The following is a 16,550-nucleotide window of genomic DNA, read 5'->3' on the forward strand; positions in this document are numbered from 1 at the left end:
AAGATAGAATAGTCGGGTAAACCAGAGGGCGGCGATCCCGAACTCTGGACTCCACTGATTCACACCTCTATCCGATGGTCCTCAACACTGCCAAAGAAGTCTTTATCCAAGGTGTCACCGAGGACGGCAAGACCTTTCGGCCCAGCGACTGGGCCGAGCGTTTGGCAGGCGTCATGAGCCCGTTCCGCCCGGGCGGCGCAACACCGGGCAGCCATCTCAGTTATTCGCCCTGGTGCATTCCCACGACGCTGGGCGGCATCAAATGTGTGGTGGTGCACCGTGATTTGCGCGACTACGACGTCATGGCCTGGGACTTTGTCATGAATTTTGCCCGTGACAATGGCTTGCAGTTGGCCGAAGCCTGCCTGTTGCCGGACACAACGCCTTCCAGATAAGCCATGAAAAAACCGCCCGAAGGCGGTTTTTATTTCGCTGACAGCGCACCCGTTTCAAACGGCGGCCAGAAATTTCCGGCCGGGCTGTTGATCTTTATAAGCGGATCAGGCTGCAGCCAGGGCCAGGCCCTTGACTTTTGCGCTCAGGCGGCTCTTGTCGCGAGAGGCCTTGTTCTTGTGGAAGATGCCTTTGTCAGCAATCGTGTCCACCACCGCTTGCATTTTGGCAAACAGTTCAGTGGCTTTGGTTTTGTCGCCAGCCAGAACAGCCTTTTCGACGTTCTTGACAGCGGTACGGTATTTGGAACGCAGCGATGAATTTGCAGCGTTTATCTTGATGTCTTGACGGACGCGTTTACGGCCGGAGGCAAGACGAGGGTTCTTTTTCTTGGGCTTGGCTGATGCCATGGTAATTTTCCTTTGGGGTCTGAGGATGTTGTCGGCGAACCCATCATTCTAGCAGACCCCATGCGCCCTTTTCGTGCCCCTCACCGAGCGCACCGCTGTATGGCCCTTGCAGGCAACTGGCTGCACACAAGCGCGATTGTTGGTCTGTGTGCGTGATGTGCTCAGTCAGGATCGCTACACTCGTGCCACCATGAGTTTGCTTCGTTCTGCCTCCGTTGTTTCCCTTTTTACCCTGGCCTCGCGGGTCACAGGTCTGGTGCGTGAGTTGTTGATTGCTTCGGCCTTTGGTGCCAGTGCCTTGACCGATGCGTTCAATGTGGCTTTTCGCATTCCCAATTTGTTTCGCCGCTTGTTTGCTGAAGGAGCCTTCAGTCAGGCTTTTGTGCCGGTCTTGGCTGCCAGCCGCGCCCAACACGGCGATGAGGTCACTAAAGATGCGATTGACAACGTGGCCACAGCCTTGGCCTGGTCGGTGTTGGCCTTATCGGTGCTCGGGGTGTTGGCTGCGCCTTGGCTGGTGTGGGCCTTGGCCAGCGGTTTGCAGCAAGACGCGCGGGGTTACCACTCGGCGGTGCAAATGACGCGGTGGATGTTTCCTTACATTGCATTCATGTCCATGGTGGCCTTGTCTGCGGGCATTTTGAACACCTGGAAGCGTTTTGCCGTGCCTGCGGCCACGCCCGTGCTGCTGAATGTGAGCGTGATTGCGGCGGCGTGGTGGTTATCGCCCTGGCTGGCCAAACAAGGTGTGGAGGCCATCTACGCCTTGCCCGTAGGCGTGATGTTGGGAGGCTTTTTGCAACTGGCGGTGCAGATTCCTGCCTTGGCCCGGATGGGTTTGTTGCCACGCCTTGGCTTTCGGCCCAGCGCTGTCAAAAAGGCCTGGACCAATCCGGCTACTCGCAATATCTTGCGCTTGATGGCACCCGCGCTGCTGGGCGTGGGTGTAGCGCAAATTTCCTTGCTCATCAACACCCAGATTGCCTCGCATTTGGCACCGGGCAGCGTCAGCTGGCTGACCTATGCCGACCGTTTGATGGAGTTTCCGACGGCCATTTTGGGTGTGGCATTGGGCGTGGTGTTGATGCCGCAGTTGGCGGCGGCCAAAGCCACGGGCGACAGCGATCGTTATGCCGCCATGCTGGACTGGGGCTTGCGTCTGGTGCTGCTGCTGGCGCTGCCTTGCGCGGCGGCATTGCTGGTGTTTTCGCAGCCACTGGTGTCTGTGCTCTACCACTATGGGGCCTTCACCGACCGGGATGTGCAGCAGACCACTTTGTCGCTCACCGGCTATGGCGTGGGTCTTTTGGGCCTGGTGGCCATCAAGGTTTTGGCTCCCGGGTATTACGCCAGCCAGGACATCCGCACGCCGGTCAAGATCGCGGTGGTGGTGTTGGTGATCACTCAGCTGTTCAATGTGCTGTTGGTGCCCTATTTGGCGCATGCCGGATTGGCCCTGTCCATCGGTCTGGGGGCCTTGGTCAACGCCCTGTGGCTGCTGTTCGGTTTGCTGCGCCGAGGCAGTTACAAACCGCAGCCAGGCTGGGCGCGTTTTGCGCTTCAGGTGGTGGGGGCCACCACTTTGCTGACGGTGCTGCTGTGGGCCGCGGCGCACCATCTGGACTGGGTGGGGATGCGCGCTGCGCCATGGCGGCGCATTGGCTGGATGGTGCTTTTGCTCGCCATGTCTGCGATGTTGTACTTTGGTGTTTTATGGGCTTCAGGTTTGCGCTTGAAGTCGTTTCTTAAGCGTTGACTGAGTTTCCGGCAAAGTATGGACATGATTTTTGAACCCGTTTCGCCGCTGGATTACTTTGCCAGTTTGGTGCAAAGCGATGCGCATTTTCCGCTGCTGGAGGCGGCAGCCAGTCTGGCGCAAGACGAGGAGCCAGAGCTGGATGTGCAGCATGTGCTGGATGATGTGGCACGCCTGCTCAAACGGGTCAAGGCCCGACTGCCCGAAGATGCAGATGACCTGACTCGGCTGGCCATTTTGTCCCAGGTTTTTTACAAAGATCTGAGCTTTGGCCCCAATGCCAATGACTACTACGCCCCCGAAAACAGCTATTTGCACGAGGTGCTGCGCACACGCAGGGGCATCCCGATTTCGCTGGCGGTCATCTGGCTGGAGTTGGCTGCGGGCTTGAACTTGAACGCACAGGGCATTTCGTTTCCGGGTCACTTTTTGGTCAAGATCACGATCATGGATGGGCTGGTGGTGCTGGACCCGCTCACGGGCGAGTCCTTGGGCATTGACAACCTGGCCGAGCGACTGGGGCCTTATCGCGACGACATTGACTTGGCCGCTGGTGCTGACCTGGATGATGGTGAAACTCCACTGGGGCTGTATCTTCAGGCCTGCCCGGCGCGTGATTTGCTGGCTCGCATGTTGCGTAACCTGAAAGAGATTTTTCGGGCACAGGAAGACTGGCCACGCATGTTGCAGGTGCTCAACCGACTGGTGATTTTGCTGCCTGAAGCCTGGACAGAGCGGCGCGACCGGGGCCTAGTGCATGCTGAGCTGGGCGATGCCCAAGCGGCCAAACTGGATTTGCAGACCTATCTGGACGCCGAGCCGCTGGCACCCGACCAGACCGCGCTGAGGCACCGCATCAGCGAACTGTCAGGCGGTTGATCGTTTTTCCGGGCGGGGCAGGCCCGGCAAAGCGCCCCTCAGGCCACGACCACCTGGGCACCTTCGCCTTGCGGCGCGATGCGACCGATCGTGTAAACCTGCTCGCCTGCAGCACGCAACGTGGCCGCGCAGCTGTCGGCTTCAGCCGCGTCCACCACCACCACCATGCCGATGCCGTTGTTGAAGGTGCGGTTCATTTCGATGTCGTCGATGCCCGCCGTCTTTTGCAGCCAGGCAAACAACTCGGTCTGGGGCCAGCTGCCTTTTTGCAGGTGGGCGGCCAGGCCATCGGGCAAAACGCGGGGGATGTTTTCGAGCAAACCACCGCCTGTGATGTGGGCCAGGGCCTTGATGCCGGAGGCTTCTTGCGTGCTCGGGTGTTTGGCCAGAGCGGCCAGCACATTGAGCACATACAGGCGGGTGGGCTCCATCAGGGCTTGCTTGAAGGGCTTGCCGTCGAGCGTGGCGGGGGTATTGCTGCCCGCGCGTTCGATGCACTTGCGCACCAGACTGAAACCGTTGGAGTGCACGCCGCTGGACGCCAGGCCCAGCACCACGTCTCCGGCCTTGACGTTCTGGCCCGTAAGAATTTTCGATTTTTCGACTGCGCCGACCGCAAAACCGGCCAGATCGTATTCGCCAGCAGGGTACATGCCGGGCATCTCGGCGGTTTCGCCGCCGATCAGGGCGCAGCCCGACAGTTCGCAGCCTTTGGCAATGCCGCCGACCACGGCTGCTGCCGTGTCCACATCCAGCTTGCCGCAAGCAAAGTAATCGAGGAAGAACAGGGGCTCTGCGCCTTGCACCAGCACGTCGTTCACGCTCATGGCCACCAGATCGATGCCCACGGTGTCGTGCATGTTCCATTCAAAAGCGAGTTTGAGTTTGGTGCCCACGCCGTCGGTGCCGCTGACCAGCACGGGCTCTTTGTAGCGTTTGGGCACTTCAAACAGGGCACCAAAGCCGCCGATGCCGGCCAGCACGCCTTCGCGCATGGTTTTCTTGGCCAGGGGCTTGATGCGCTCGACCAGCGCGTCGCCGGCAACGATGTCCACGCCGGCGTCTTTGTAGGAAAGGGGTGTTTGGCTCATGGTTTTGGCCCGAAGCGGGCATGTAATTGGATAACGGGGGGCCAATAAACGGACTGGCAGACTAAAATCAGTGCATATTTTAAGGGTTGACCCTAGACCTTCAGGCAACACTTCCACAAAAGCCGAGACCACCTTGCAAGCTCCCCCCCCATTTTTGATCAACCGTTTGGCAGCCTGGCTGGGTGTTGCCCTGTTGGCGGTCCTTGTGTTCTGGTGGCTGGCACCGGTGCTGGCACCTTTTGTGGTGGCCGCTGTGATGGCCTACGTCCTCAACCCCTTGGTGCACAAATTGGTTCGGGTGACGGGTGGCCGCTTGCCCCACTTGTTGGCAGTGGTGCTGGTGGAATGTGTGGCGCTGTTTGCCTTATTGGGCTTGGTACTGCTGTTGGTGCCCATTTTCATGCGCGAGATTCCCATGCTGCAGCAACAAATTCCTGTGCTGCTGGACAAATTGGACGCCACCCTTCAGCCCCTGATGGCACAAATGGGTGTCTCGGTTTCGCTGGATTTGACCGAGCTGAAAACTCAACTCATGGATTATTTGAGTGACAACCGGGAAGACTGGTGGGACCCCCTGATGTCCTCGCTCAAGATGGGCGGCAACGCCGCCTTGGCTTTGGCGGGCTTTGTGGTGCTGGTGCCCGTGGCCTTGTTTTATCTGCTCAAGGACTGGGCGGGCCTGATGGATGCTGTGACCCATTTGGTCCCCCCCGCATGGCGTCCTGTGTTTGACCGTTTCATGGCGGACTGCGACACGGTGCTGGGTGAATACTTGCGGGGCCAATTGCTGGTCATGTTGTGCCTGGCGGTGTATTACGCGGTGGGTTTGCGCTTGTTTGGCCTGGAGCTGGCCATACCCATTGGTATTTTCACGGGGCTTGCCGTGTTCGTGCCTTATCTGGGGTTTGGCTTGGGCCTGGTCTTGGCTTTACTGGCGGGATTGCTGCAGTTGGCGTCTTCCCAAGCCTTGCTCATGGTGGCCGTGGTGTTTGGCCTGGGGCAATTGATCGAGAGTTTTGTGCTCACGCCTCGGTTGGTGGGTGAGCGCATTGGTTTGCACCCACTGGCGGTCATTTTGGCTTTGATGGCCTTTGGGCAGTTGCTGGGCTTTGTGGGCGTGCTGATTGCCTTGCCCGCCAGCGCTGTGCTGTTGGTGGCTTTGCGCCGTTTGCGTCAGCAATACTTGAGCAGCGCCTTGTATCAAAAAAGCGGCACAGACTCAACCGAGGAAGGTGCTGATCAAGCATGAAGCAGCTGGCTTTGGACATTGGCCTGGCGTCTTTACCCACGCTGGACAGTTTTTTTGCCGGGCCCAACGCAGCGGCTCTGGAACATTTGCGCTTGTGGACTTCGGGCGGTACGCGTGCGCCAGTGCCCAGCTACCTGTGGGGCGAGAGCGGTTCGGGTAAAACCCATTTAATTCAGGCGGTACAACACGCGCTCAAAGAGCAGGGTGCACAAGTGGGCTGGCTTGATGCCAATACCCTGAACCCACCCGAATTCAATGAGGCCTGGACAGCGGTGCTCATGGACGATGTGCATTTGTACAACTTGGAGCAGCAGCACACGGCTTTCAACTGGTTTGTGAATGCGCTGACCCCTCGCAGCGGTGCCCCTCGCTGGGTGTTGGCGGCAGGCAGTCTGCCACCCGCCGATCTGAAACTTCGTGACGATTTGCGCACACGTCTGGGCTGGGGGCATGTGTATGCGCTACATGTGCTGGACGAGTCAGAGCGTCGCGCCGTGCTGCGCCAGGAGGCGGACGCCCGGGGCCTGTTTTTGAGTGATGAGCTCATGTCTTACATGCTCAAGCGCTTTTCGCGTGATCTGGGCAGCTTGATGCAGCTGCTCGATCATCTGGATCAATATGCTTTGCAAGCGCAGCGCGCCCTGACCATTCCCTTGGTGCGCGCCATGCTGGAGAACGAATGAGACTCGCCTTGTTTGACCTCGATCACACTTTGCTGCCGATCGATTCGGATCACACCTGGGGCGTCTTCACGACTGAGTTGGGCTGGAATGACCCGGCCGTGTTCAGTCAACGCAATGACGAGTTTTATGCCCATTACCAGGCAGGCACGCTCGATATCCATGACTACGTGCGCTTTGCCACCCAGGCTGCGCGAGAGCGCGGAGCCGTGGAAGCGGCCCGTGCGCACGACCGTTACATGGACGAAGTGATCCGCCCTCGCATTACCCCCGAGGCGCAGGCGCTGGTACAGTCGCACCAGCGTGCGGGTGACATGGTGATGATCGTGACGGCCACCAACGAATTCGTGACTCGCCCGATTGCCCAGGCCTTTGGCGTGAGCGAGTTGATTGCAGTGGAGCTGGCGCGCGACAGCACTGGCTGGATCACCGGCGAGATCCAGGGCACACCCTCATTTCGGGAGGGCAAAGTCATCCGCGTCGCGCAATGGCTGGCCCAGCAGGGGCTGGAGTGGGGCGATGTGGAGATGAGCTTTTATTCGGACTCCATGAACGACCTGCCGCTTCTGGAAAAAGCCCACCATCCGGTGGCAACGAACCCTGACGCTCGGTTGCGTCAACTGGCCACAGAGCGTGGCTGGCGCATCCTCGAATTGTTTCAAGAATGATCAAAAAATTCATCACCAAGCTGCTGGGCAAATCGGCTGGCGGCAGCAAACCCCATTTTGGTCGCCGCACCGAAGTGCCTGCATCGGTTCACGGCATTGACCCCCAACTGGTTGACGAACGCGCCGTGAACGTGGTGAGCACCCTGCAGCAAGCCGGGTTTGAGGCCTACATCGTGGGCGGTGCTGTGCGTGATCTGCTGCTGGGCCTGCGCCCCAAGGATTTTGATGTGGCCACCGACGCCACTCCCGAAGAGGTCAAAGGCTTGTTTCGCCGTGCGTTCATCATTGGGCGGCGCTTTCGCATCGTGCACGTCGTGTATGGGCGTGGCCGTGAACACGAGGTGATCGAGGTCTCGACTTTCCGAGCCCACATGGACAATGCGGCTGCAGAGCAGGTCAAAGGCAATGAGCGCACCAGCAAGCGTCAGCTCGAAGGCATGAAACACGCGGTGGATTCGAGTGGCCGTGTGCTGCGTGACAACGTCTGGGGGCCTCAAGACGAAGACGCCACGCGCCGTGACTTCACGGTGAACGCCATGTATTACGACCCGCAGTCACAAATCGTGGTGGACTACCACGGCGGTATCCAGGATGCGAAAAAGCACACTCTGCGCATGATCGGCGACCCGGCAGCGCGTTACCGCGAAGACCCGGTGCGCATCATCCGCGCCGTGCGTTTTGCGGCCAAGCTCAGCCCTCTGGGCTTCAAGCTGGAAAGCAAGACGGCCAAGCCGCTGATCGAAGCCAAAGCCTTGCTGGCCGATGTGCCGCAAAGTCGTTTGTTTGACGAAATGCTCAAGTTGCTGCAAACAGGCCACGCCCTGGCCTCGATTGCACAGCTCAAACACCTGGGCCTGGCCAAAGGCATTTACCCGCTGCTCGATGTGGTGGTGGAGCGTGCGGACAGTGACTTTGTCAAAGGTGCCCTGGCTGACACAGACCGACGGGTGGGCGAGGGCAAACCGGTGGCGCCCAGCTTTTTGCTCGCTTGCGTGTTGTGGGCTGATGTGCGCGATGGCTGGGCACAACGCCTGGCGCGCAAGGAGCACCCCTATCCTGCGCTGCAAGAGGCGATTGACGAGGTGTTTGACGCCCGCATTGGCGATGTTTCGGGGCGCGGCAAGCTGGCCGCCGACATGCGCGAAATCTGGATGATGCAGCCGCGCTTTGAAAAGCGTGTCGGGGCCACCCCGTTCAGCCTGGTGGAGCAACCGCGTTTTCGGGCAGGCTTTGACTTTTTGCGCCTGCGCGCCGATGTGCAGGAGGTGGAACTCATGTTGGCCGACTGGTGGCAAGAGTTCAGCATGGCCAGTGATGCGGAACGTGAAGATCTGGTCAATGCGGCCAAAGCTGAGCAATTGGCCAAACCCAAGGCGCGCCGTGCGCCCCGACCCGAGGGTGTGGCTGCCCGCGCCCCTGCGCCCAAAGCCGCATCGGCTTCCTTGCCAGAACAGGCTGAGACAGCGGAGGGCGAAGGTGCTGCCAAGAAACGTCGCCGTCGCCGCCGCAAACCAGACGCCGAGGCAGGCGGTCAGAGCGGCGCAGCATAAGTGCCATGCCCGCCTTGCAGCCAGACCCCGTGACCGCGTATGTGGCGCTGGGTGCCAACCTGGGGGATGCACGGCAAACCGTGAAAGACAGCCTACTGGCGCTGGGGAGGTTGCCAGGCACCGAGTGCACAGGCCAGTCTCGCCTGTACCGCACGGCCCCCCACGAAGCGCAAGGGCCTGATTTCATCAATGCCGTGGCCAGGCTGAGCACCCGATTGAGCGCACCGGATTTGCTGGACGCCTTGCAAGCCCTGGAAAACGATGCCGGACGCCGCAGGCCCTACCCGAATGCGCCGCGCACGCTGGATCTGGATGTGCTGCTTTACGGCGATGCCCGAATCGACAGCCCGCGCCTGACGGTGCCGCACCCGCGCATGTGGAGCCGGGCCTTTGTGCTGTATCCCTTGGCCGAATTGGTGCCGGAACGGGTGACGACCGAGCACTGGGCCGGCGTGGCGGGGCAGGCCATAGAAGCCTTGAATGAGGCCTGGCCATGATGTTTTGGAGCACATGGCCCGTGTCCCTGCAAACCGTGGCGCTGCTGCTGGCCAGCAATGTATTCATGACTTTTGCCTGGTATGGCCATTTGCGCAACATGTCGGCAGCGCCTTGGTATGCCGCTGCTCTGGTGAGCTGGGTCATTGCGTTGTTTGAGTACCTGCTGCAGGTGCCCGCCAACCGCATTGGCCACACACAGTTCAGTGTGGGTCAACTCAAAATCATGCAAGAGGTCATCACCTTGACGGTTTTTGTGCCTTTTGCCGTCTTTTATCTCAAGGAGCCCTTCAAGCTGGATTACCTTTGGGCCGCTTTGTGCATGGTGGGGGCGGTGTATTTCATTTTCCGAAGCGGCTGAGCGCTTATGGACTCTCTTGGCCCTACCCAGCGGTTAAACTCTTCTTTGTCATGCAAATGTCATATTTGCTTTTTCAAGTCACTCGGAGTTTTTCATGCTGTTTGGTAAGTTGCTGCCCAAAGAAGGCAATTTTTTTGAACTCTTCAATCAACATGCAGAACGCATTGTTGAAGCGGCTCGGGCCTTCTCCAATTTGGTGGCCAATTACAACGATGTTCATCTGCGCGAAAAGTACAACCGTGATGTCGACAACGCGGAGCACGCCGCTGACCGTGTGACTCAGGAAGTCAACCGACTGATCCACACCACCTTCATCACCCCGATTGACCGTGAGCAAATCCACGCGCTGATCAACCTCATGGATGACGTAGCCGATCTGATTCAAGACTCCGCAGAAACCATGGCGCTGTATGACGTACGCCACATGACCGAAGAAATCAGCCGCCTGACGGATTTGTCTGTACGCTGCTGCGAGCGTGTACAGGACGCCGTCAAATTGCTGGCCCGCATCGGTGAACCCGCTGTGGCCGAATCGGCCCTCAAGACCTGCGAAGAAATTGACCGCCTGGAGTCGGACGCCGACCGTGTGATGCGCAGCGCCATGAGCAAACTCTTTCGCGATGAACCTGATGTGCGCGAGCTCATCAAGCTCAAAGCTATTTATGAGTTACTGGAAACCATCACCGACAAGTGTGAAGACGTGGCCAATCAGATCGAGGGCATCGTCCTCGAAAACTCCTGATCTGACGCGGGAATCTTGACTATGGAAACCGTACAAGCGGCCTTGTGGGTGGTGACCTTGCTGGTCGCCCTGGCGCTCATTTTTGACTTCATGAATGGCTTTCATGATGCGGCCAATTCGATTGCAACCGTGGTCTCCACAGGCGTGCTCAAGCCGGGCCAGGCGGTGGTGTTTGCCGCCTTCTTTAACTTCATTGCCATTTTTGTTTTTCACCTGAGCGTGGCCGCCACCGTGGGCAAAGGCATTGTGCAGCCCGGTGTGGTCGACACGCATGTGGTGTTTGGTGCGCTGGTGGGGGCCATCACCTGGAACGTGATCACCTGGTATTACGGCATACCCAGCAGCTCATCACACGCCTTGATCGGTGGCATTGTGGGCGCAGTCATCGCCAAAGCCGGGGCAGGGGCCTTGATTTCAACAGGCATCCTGAAAACCGTGACCTTCATTTTTGTATCGCCCTTGCTCGGCTTTTTGCTGGGTTCATTGATGATGGTGGGCGTGGCTCACCTCTTCAGGCGTGCCCGGCCGTCCAAGGTGGACAAGTGGTTCCGCCGCTTGCAGTTGGTGTCTGCCGGGGCCTACAGCCTGGGGCACGGCGGCAACGATGCGCAAAAAACCATCGGCATCATCTGGTTGCTGTTGATCGCCACGGGCTATGCCACCACGGCCGACGCCTCGCCCCCCGGCTGGGTCATCGTGAGCTGCTACTTGGCAATTGGCTTGGGCACCATGTTTGGTGGCTGGCGCATTGTCAAGACCATGGGCCAGAAAATCACCAAGCTCAAACCTGTCGGCGGCTTTTGCGCCGAAACAGGCGGTGCCATGACATTGTTTTTGGCCACCACTTTGGGTATTCCGGTGTCGACCACGCACACCATCACAGGGGCCATTGTGGGTGTGGGCTCCACCCAGCGTGCCAGCGCCGTGCGCTGGGGTGTGGCAGGCAACATCGTGTGGGCATGGGTGTTGACCATTCCGGCCAGTGCTTTTGTGGCCGCCTTGGCCTATTGGGTCAGTTTCCAGATATTTGACTGATCGCACGACCCAGCGGCCGTGGCTTCGCCAATAGGCTCTTTTTGAGAACGCCGCCCGAATGAACTCATCGGGCGGCTTTTTTCATTGGCTGATCAGGCGGGCCGCTTCGATCTGGTATTCAAAATAACGCTGAAAGCTGAACACCAGGCTGGACATCAACACGGTGGTGCCCAACAGCAATGCCACCGCGATGCCAATGATCGTGCCCCAGTGGGTGCGGCCTGCTGGGTGGAGTGCTTCGCTTTTGGGGTTGAATTTGGCATTCCATTTCTCAACAGAAGTCAGGCCATAAACAATGGCGTTCAAAGCGCAGCCCGCCATGGTGAACCCCAGCAAAGGAATCAGCATCCAGCTGAGGGTGTCGTCCTGGCCAAACTGCTGCACGCGTTCCAGCCCATAAAAACCCAAAGCGGTCGGAATGGGCAGCAACCAGCCCAGCATGTCGGTCAAGCCATAAAGGTAAAAGCGGTGCAAGCCCAAGGGGCCAGTCCAAAAAGTCAACCAAGTGGCAATTGTTTTGTTTTTCATGGGGCTGATTATTGCGGAGCCATGCTGTCGCCAGCCCCCAAAGGCTTTTCCATCATCACGACATCGAGCCAGCGCCCGAACTTCCAGCCGCAGGACTTGAGCACGCCGACGTGGCTGAAACCCAAGGCGGTGTGCACACCGATGGAGCCCGCATTGGCTGAATCACCGATGACGGCCAGAAATTTGCGCACACCTGCGCGTTGGGCCTGTGCACATAACTCTGCCAGCAAGGCTTTGCCCATGCCCTTGCGGTGGGCGTCTGGGGCCATGTATATCGAATCTTCGGCGCAAAAGCGGTAAGCCGCACGGGGCTTGAATACATTGCAATAGGCAAAACCCATCACGCGGCCTGCCTCTTCGATCACCAAATACGGAAAACCCTTGCGCAGCACATCGGCGCGGCGACTGGCCATGTCGGCTTCGGTCGGCGGATCAATCTCGAAGGTGCCTGTGCTGTTGAGGACATGGTGGCTGTAAATGGCGGTGATGGCGGCGACATCTTGCTCGCGGCTGGGGCGAATGAGTGGCAAGGCAAGGCTCCCGTTGTATAATGGTGGGCTTTTCAGTGTGTCACTGGCCGGGTGGCCAGTTGCGTGTCTCAAACGCTGAAAGAAAACGGGCTTCCCGGCATTTGTTCCGGAGAAACCCAACCACCCAAGGATAAATCATGGTTGTTATTCGTCTGAACCGCGGCGGCTCTAAAGCACGTCCTTTCTTCAACATCGTCGTCGCCGACAAGCGCGTGCGTCGTGATGGTCGCTTCCTCGAGCGCATCGGTTTCTACAACCCCACAGCCAAAGGCGGCGAAGAAGGCCTGCGCCTTGCACAAGACCGCCTGACCTACTGGAAGAGCGTGGGTGCCCAGGCTTCTCCCACTGTGGAACGCCTGATCCGTCAAGCTGGCAAAGCTGCAGCCTGATCGGCCGATGTTGGTGATGCGTCCTCCATTGGAGACAGCGGCTCTGCCCGCTGACGCCATTGAGGTCGGGCGCATTGCCGATGCCTGGGGCATCAAAGGCTGGTTCAAGGTCTTGCCCCACAGCGCCTCGCCCGAGGCGCTTTTTTCTTCCAAGCGCTGGTTTTTATTGCCGCCCGATCGGCCCATGAAACCCAAGCGACCCACGGAAGCTGCAGCTGCCAAGTCTGAAGCTGCTGCATGGACCGAACCTTTGCTTTTGCGCATCAAAGAGTCCAAAGACCATTCAGACACCATCGTGGCCACTGCCCACGACATCAACGACCGCAATGCCGCAGAGGCCTTGCGTGGCGCACGCATTTTTGTGCCCCGTTCGAGTTTTCCCACAGCGGCCGACGGAGAGTATTACTGGGTTGATCTGATCGGCCTGCAAGTGCTCAACCGCGAAGGTGTGGATCTGGGTCAGGTGCGCGACCTCATGTCCACCGGACCGCAAACGGTGCTGGTCATCGAAGCTCGGCCTGAAGTTGAGGGCGGTAAACCTGTCGAGCGCATGATTCCTTTCGTGGCCGCTTTCGTCGACGGGGTTGATTTGCCAGGCAAGCGCATCACGGTCGACTGGCAGCCCGACTACTGAGCCGCCTCGGCCGTGGAGGGCCATCCCCATGCGCTTTGACATCATTACCCTGTTTCCCGAGTTGTTTGCGCCGCTGTTGACCAGTGGCATCACGCGCCGTGCCTACGAAAGCGGTTTGGTCGACGTGCGTTTGTGGAATCCGCGCGACCACGCCGAAGGCAATTACCGCCGGGTGGATGACCGCTCTTTTGGCGGTGGCCCCGGCATGGTCATGCTGGCCGAGCCCTTGTTCAAGTGCCTGACGGCCATTCGCGCCGATCGGCAAGAGGCGCAACCTGCGCCCTTGGTGTTGTTTTCGCCGATAGGTCGTGCCCTGAACCACAGCGCGGTGGCCCAATGGTCGGCTAGCGCAGGCGCTGTGCTGCTGTGCGGCCGCTACGAAGGTGTGGACCAGCGCTTCATTGACCACCATGTTGACCATCAAATCAGTTTGGGCGACTTCGTGCTCTCTGGCGGCGAAATCGCGGCCATGGCTTTGCTGGACGCCGTGGCCCGTTTGCAGCCGGGTGTGCTCAATGATGCGGGCAGCCACCAACTCGACAGCTTCAATCCTGCACTCGATGGTTTGCTCGATAGCCCGCATTACACCCGCCCCGAGGTTTGGCAAGGCCATGCTGTGCCGCCGGAATTGATGTCCGGTCATCATGCGCACATCGAGCGCTGGCGCCGCGAGCAAAGCCTGCGTTTGACAGCCTTGCATCGCCCTGAACTGATCGACCAAGCCCGTGTGGCGGGTCATCTCAATCGCCAGGATGAGGCCTTCCTGAAACAACAGTGAGCCTGCTTGATTCGTGCGATGTTCAGAAACGGCTTTTGAAAAAGTTATAATCAAAGGCTTTTCGATCCTCTACCCGCCGCGATCTGTCTCAGTCATGCCTTGAGCATGGCCTGCACAGCACAGAACGCCCCTTGTGTAGCGAGGCATGATCGGACGGAGTTCAAAAAATGAATTTGATTCAAACTCTTGAGCAGGAAGAAATTGCCCGTTTGGGTAAAGTGATTCCTGAATTTGCCCCAGGCGACACCGTGATCGTGAGCGTGAATGTGGTCGAAGGTACCCGCAAGCGCGTTCAGGCTTATGAAGGTGTTGTGATTGCCAAGCGCAATCGCGGTCTGAACAGCGGCTTCACAGTGCGCAAGATCTCCAGCGGTGAAGGCGTGGAACGTACGTTCCAAACCTACAGCCCTTTGATCGCCAGCATCGAAGTCAAGCGCCGTGGTGATGTTCGCCGCGCCAAGCTGTACTACCTGCGTGACCGCAGCGGCAAGTCGGCACGTATCAAGGAAAAGTTGCCACAGCGCAAAGCAGCCCCAGTGGCCGCTGCGTAAAGCCTTTTCCAAGGTAAAAAAAACCGCCCGGGTGCAAGCCCAGGGCGGTTTTTTTATGGGCTTTTGCTTTTCAGCCTTGCGCGCAAGGCAAGCCTGCTGTGCGTGACCATTCGCTCCAGCTGCCGGCATACAGGGCGGTGGGGCTGTAACCAGCCACTTCCATGGCCAGCAGGTTGGGGACTGCGGTCACGCCGCTGCCGCAGTGGTGCACCACGGTGCTGGCGTCACGTCCAGCCAGCACTTGTTCCCACTCAGCCTTGAGCACATCGGCAGGTTTAAAGTGCCCGTCCGGTGTGAAGTTATCCGCAAATGGCCGGTTCAAGGCACCCGGAATGTGCCCGGCAATGGGGTCCAGAGGTTCCACCTCACCACGGTAACGTGCGGCCGCCCGGGCATCGACGATGGTTTGGGTGGGATGGCCCAATTGAGACAGCACGGTTTCGGTGAGGACCAGTTGTCGCAAGGGGGGGCGGAGTGCAAATGTTCTGGCTTGTCCGGGTGTGGCGAGGCCTGAAGCCAAAGGACCACCCAGCGCTTTCCAGGCTTGTAAGCCCCCATCAAGCACGGCCACGGCGTCGTGGCCGAGCCATTTGAGCATCCACCAGGCCCGTCCACAGTATTGGCTGCCATTGCGGTCATAGACCACGATTTGCATCGAGTTGTCTATGCCCAGTTGACCCAGCCATTGGGCAACCCGTTCGCGCTGAGGCAAGGGATGGCGTCCGCCATTGACTGCCTGACTCGCCTCGTGCGTGCTCAGGTGCTGATCCAGATGCGCCTGAAAGGCACCTGCAATGTGCTCTGCCTGAAAGCAGTCTTCAGCCACTTGCGGGTTCATCAGATCAAAACTGCCGTCGAGCACGGCGATCTTGGCATCTTGCTGGACTAAGGCCTGAAGCTGTTGGGCTGTGATCAACAAGTTGTACATGATGTTTCTCCTGGTTCAGTGTTCTTCTGCGGGCGCTTGGGGCAGGGCACGGCTGCGCAGGGCGGTGGCTGCAATGCCGCTGGCGATGATCAGCCCCATGCCTGTCCAGCCGATGAGGGGAATCTGGTCGCCAAACAAAAACAAGCCATACAAGGCCGCGAAGACGATGCCTGAATACTGCAAGTTGGCTACCACCAAGGTGGCACCGCTGGCATAAGCCTTGGTCATGCTCAGCTGGCCCAGAGCTGCCAGTATGCCAATGGGCAGCAACCAAAGGGCTTCAGGCCAGGTCCATGCACTCGCACCAGTGAACAAGATGGCAACGGCCCCCACAAGGGTGCTGCCCATTGAGAAATAAAACACGGTCCGAGATTCGGCTTCCCCTAAGCGACCCAGCGCGGCCACTTGTATGTAGGCCAGTGCAGCTCCAAGCCCCGAGAGCAGCCCAATGACGCCTGCAAACAACTGGTTTTGTTCAATGGTCGGACGCAAAATCATGACGACACCGCTGAAGCCAGCGATCACGGTCAGCACGACAGGACCTTGTTTGCTCGCGTCCTGCAAACGCCCCATCACCAAGGTGCCGCCAATCAAAAAGGCCGCAACCCATACACCGCTCATGTAGTTGAGGGTCATGGCCGTGGCCAGGGGCAAATGGGCAATGGCATAAAACCAGGCAGACAGGGAGGCGACGCCAATGATGGAGCGCCAGACATGCATCATGGGAATGGCTGTGCGCAGCGACACGTTTTGCATCTTGCACAGAGTGGCCATGAAGACCATGCCAATCAAGCCCCGGTAAAAAACCAGCTCAAAAGTGTGAAAGTGTGAGGCTGCAAATTTGATGCAGACACTCATCGATGCAAAAAACAGCGACGCAAGAATCATCCAGGAGGCTTGCAT

Annotated in this window: 21 protein-coding genes; 15 read left to right on the top strand and 6 right to left on the bottom strand. The window is 58.8% G+C overall.

Annotated elements, in window-relative coordinates:
* Window positions 1-74: 74 nt before the first annotated feature.
* Window positions 75-395 (top strand): DUF3579 domain-containing protein, encoded by a 321-nt coding sequence (locus H663_RS30035; RefSeq protein ID WP_053174043.1) that lies wholly within the window; start codon window positions 75-77, stop codon window positions 393-395.
* Window positions 396-500: 105 nt separating this feature from the next.
* Here the strand turns inward: H663_RS30035 and rpsT are convergent, their stop codons facing one another.
* Window positions 501-803: a 30S ribosomal protein S20 gene (gene rpsT, locus H663_RS30040; RefSeq protein WP_053174045.1), complete on the bottom strand. Its 303-nt coding sequence runs from the start codon at window positions 801-803 to the stop codon at window positions 501-503.
* A gap of 190 nt (window positions 804-993) precedes the next feature.
* Here rpsT and murJ point away from each other — a divergent pair, with 190 nt between their 5' ends.
* Together murJ and H663_RS30050 are read left to right on the top strand one after the other, a co-directional pair.
* Window positions 994-2,559 carry a murein biosynthesis integral membrane protein MurJ gene (murJ, locus tag H663_RS30045; RefSeq protein ID WP_053176744.1) on the top strand — a complete coding sequence of 522 codons (1,566 nt, stop codon included), beginning with the start codon at window positions 994-996 and terminating at the stop codon, window positions 2,557-2,559.
* Window positions 2,560-2,577: 18 nt separating this feature from the next.
* On the top strand, window positions 2,578-3,438 hold the full coding sequence (locus H663_RS30050) for a SirB1 family protein (RefSeq protein ID WP_053174047.1): 861 nt from the start codon (window positions 2,578-2,580) through the stop codon (window positions 3,436-3,438).
* 38 nt (window positions 3,439-3,476) lie between these two features.
* Here H663_RS30050 and purM read toward each other — a convergent pair whose 3' ends face one another.
* The gene (gene purM / locus H663_RS30055; RefSeq protein WP_053174049.1) at window positions 3,477-4,529 is read right to left on the bottom strand and encodes a phosphoribosylformylglycinamidine cyclo-ligase; all 1,053 of its coding nucleotides are present in this window, start codon (window positions 4,527-4,529) and stop codon (window positions 3,477-3,479) included.
* A gap of 133 nt (window positions 4,530-4,662) precedes the next feature.
* On the opposite strand from purM, the gene H663_RS30060 reads away from it, so the two are divergent.
* The 8 genes from H663_RS30060 to H663_RS30095 all read left to right on the top strand — a co-directional run bounded on the left by H663_RS30060 (window position 4,663) and on the right by H663_RS30095 (window position 11,309).
* Complete coding sequence (locus H663_RS30060; RefSeq protein WP_240620481.1) at window positions 4,663-5,778, top strand: AI-2E family transporter; 1,116 nt, start codon at window positions 4,663-4,665, stop codon at window positions 5,776-5,778.
* Window positions 5,775-6,461, top strand: a complete 687-nt coding sequence (gene hda, locus H663_RS30065; RefSeq protein ID WP_053174051.1) for a DnaA regulatory inactivator Hda — start codon at window positions 5,775-5,777, stop codon at window positions 6,459-6,461. The genes H663_RS30060 and hda overlap by 4 nt, the downstream gene beginning before the upstream one ends.
* Complete coding sequence (locus H663_RS30070; protein ID WP_053174053.1) at window positions 6,458-7,126, top strand: histidinol-phosphatase; 669 nt, start codon at window positions 6,458-6,460, stop codon at window positions 7,124-7,126. Before hda ends, H663_RS30070 begins: the two co-directional genes overlap by 4 nt.
* Window positions 7,123-8,676: a polynucleotide adenylyltransferase PcnB gene (pcnB, locus tag H663_RS30075; RefSeq protein ID WP_053174055.1), complete on the top strand. Its 1,554-nt coding sequence runs from the start codon at window positions 7,123-7,125 to the stop codon at window positions 8,674-8,676. Before H663_RS30070 ends, pcnB begins: the two co-directional genes overlap by 4 nt.
* 5 nt (window positions 8,677-8,681) lie before the next feature.
* Window positions 8,682-9,173, top strand: coding sequence for a 2-amino-4-hydroxy-6-hydroxymethyldihydropteridine diphosphokinase (folK, locus tag H663_RS30080; protein ID WP_053174057.1), 492 nt, complete (start codon window positions 8,682-8,684; stop codon window positions 9,171-9,173).
* The gene (locus tag H663_RS30085) at window positions 9,170-9,532 is read left to right on the top strand and encodes a DMT family protein (protein WP_053174059.1); all 363 of its coding nucleotides are present in this window, start codon (window positions 9,170-9,172) and stop codon (window positions 9,530-9,532) included. The genes folK and H663_RS30085 overlap by 4 nt, the downstream gene beginning before the upstream one ends.
* A 94-nt stretch (window positions 9,533-9,626) precedes the next feature.
* On the top strand, window positions 9,627-10,274 hold the full coding sequence (locus tag H663_RS30090) for a DUF47 domain-containing protein (protein WP_053174061.1): 648 nt from the start codon (window positions 9,627-9,629) through the stop codon (window positions 10,272-10,274).
* A gap of 21 nt (window positions 10,275-10,295) precedes the next feature.
* Entirely contained in the window at window positions 10,296-11,309 is a 1,014-nt protein-coding gene (locus tag H663_RS30095) for an inorganic phosphate transporter (RefSeq protein WP_053174062.1), read from the top strand.
* Between the two features lie 81 nt (window positions 11,310-11,390).
* Here the strand turns inward: H663_RS30095 and H663_RS30100 are convergent, their stop codons facing one another.
* A complete protein-coding gene (locus tag H663_RS30100) occupies window positions 11,391-11,837 on the bottom strand; it encodes a TM2 domain-containing protein (protein WP_053174064.1) in 447 nt (148 codons plus the stop codon).
* A gap of 8 nt (window positions 11,838-11,845) precedes the next feature.
* A complete protein-coding gene (locus H663_RS30105; RefSeq protein ID WP_053174066.1) occupies window positions 11,846-12,367 on the bottom strand; it encodes a GNAT family N-acetyltransferase in 522 nt (173 codons plus the stop codon).
* Between the two features lie 137 nt (window positions 12,368-12,504).
* Here H663_RS30105 and rpsP point away from each other — a divergent pair, with 137 nt between their 5' ends.
* The 4 genes from rpsP (at window position 12,505) to rplS (ending at window position 14,719) form a co-directional block, all read left to right on the top strand.
* Window positions 12,505-12,756, top strand: coding sequence for a 30S ribosomal protein S16 (gene rpsP, locus H663_RS30110; RefSeq protein ID WP_053174068.1), 252 nt, complete (start codon window positions 12,505-12,507; stop codon window positions 12,754-12,756).
* A 16-nt stretch (window positions 12,757-12,772) separates the two neighbouring features.
* Window positions 12,773-13,390 carry a ribosome maturation factor RimM gene (rimM, locus tag H663_RS30115; protein ID WP_053176748.1) on the top strand — a complete coding sequence of 206 codons (618 nt, stop codon included), beginning with the start codon at window positions 12,773-12,775 and terminating at the stop codon, window positions 13,388-13,390.
* Between the two features lie 28 nt (window positions 13,391-13,418).
* Entirely contained in the window at window positions 13,419-14,168 is a 750-nt protein-coding gene (gene trmD / locus H663_RS30120) for a tRNA (guanosine(37)-N1)-methyltransferase TrmD (RefSeq protein WP_053174070.1), read from the top strand.
* A gap of 167 nt (window positions 14,169-14,335) precedes the next feature.
* Complete coding sequence (gene rplS / locus H663_RS30125) at window positions 14,336-14,719, top strand: 50S ribosomal protein L19 (RefSeq protein WP_053174072.1); 384 nt, start codon at window positions 14,336-14,338, stop codon at window positions 14,717-14,719.
* A 70-nt stretch (window positions 14,720-14,789) separates the two neighbouring features.
* Here the strand turns inward: rplS and H663_RS30130 are convergent, their stop codons facing one another.
* Window positions 14,790-15,647 (bottom strand): sulfurtransferase, encoded by an 858-nt coding sequence (locus tag H663_RS30130; RefSeq protein WP_053174074.1) that lies wholly within the window; start codon window positions 15,645-15,647, stop codon window positions 14,790-14,792.
* A gap of 15 nt (window positions 15,648-15,662) precedes the next feature.
* Window positions 15,663-16,550, bottom strand: a complete 888-nt coding sequence (locus H663_RS30135) for a DMT family transporter (RefSeq protein WP_053174076.1) — start codon at window positions 16,548-16,550, stop codon at window positions 15,663-15,665.

It is taken from the genome of Limnohabitans planktonicus II-D5 (genome assembly GCF_001270065.2).
In the GTDB taxonomy this organism is placed as follows: domain Bacteria; phylum Pseudomonadota; class Gammaproteobacteria; order Burkholderiales; family Burkholderiaceae_C; genus Limnohabitans_A; species Limnohabitans_A planktonicus.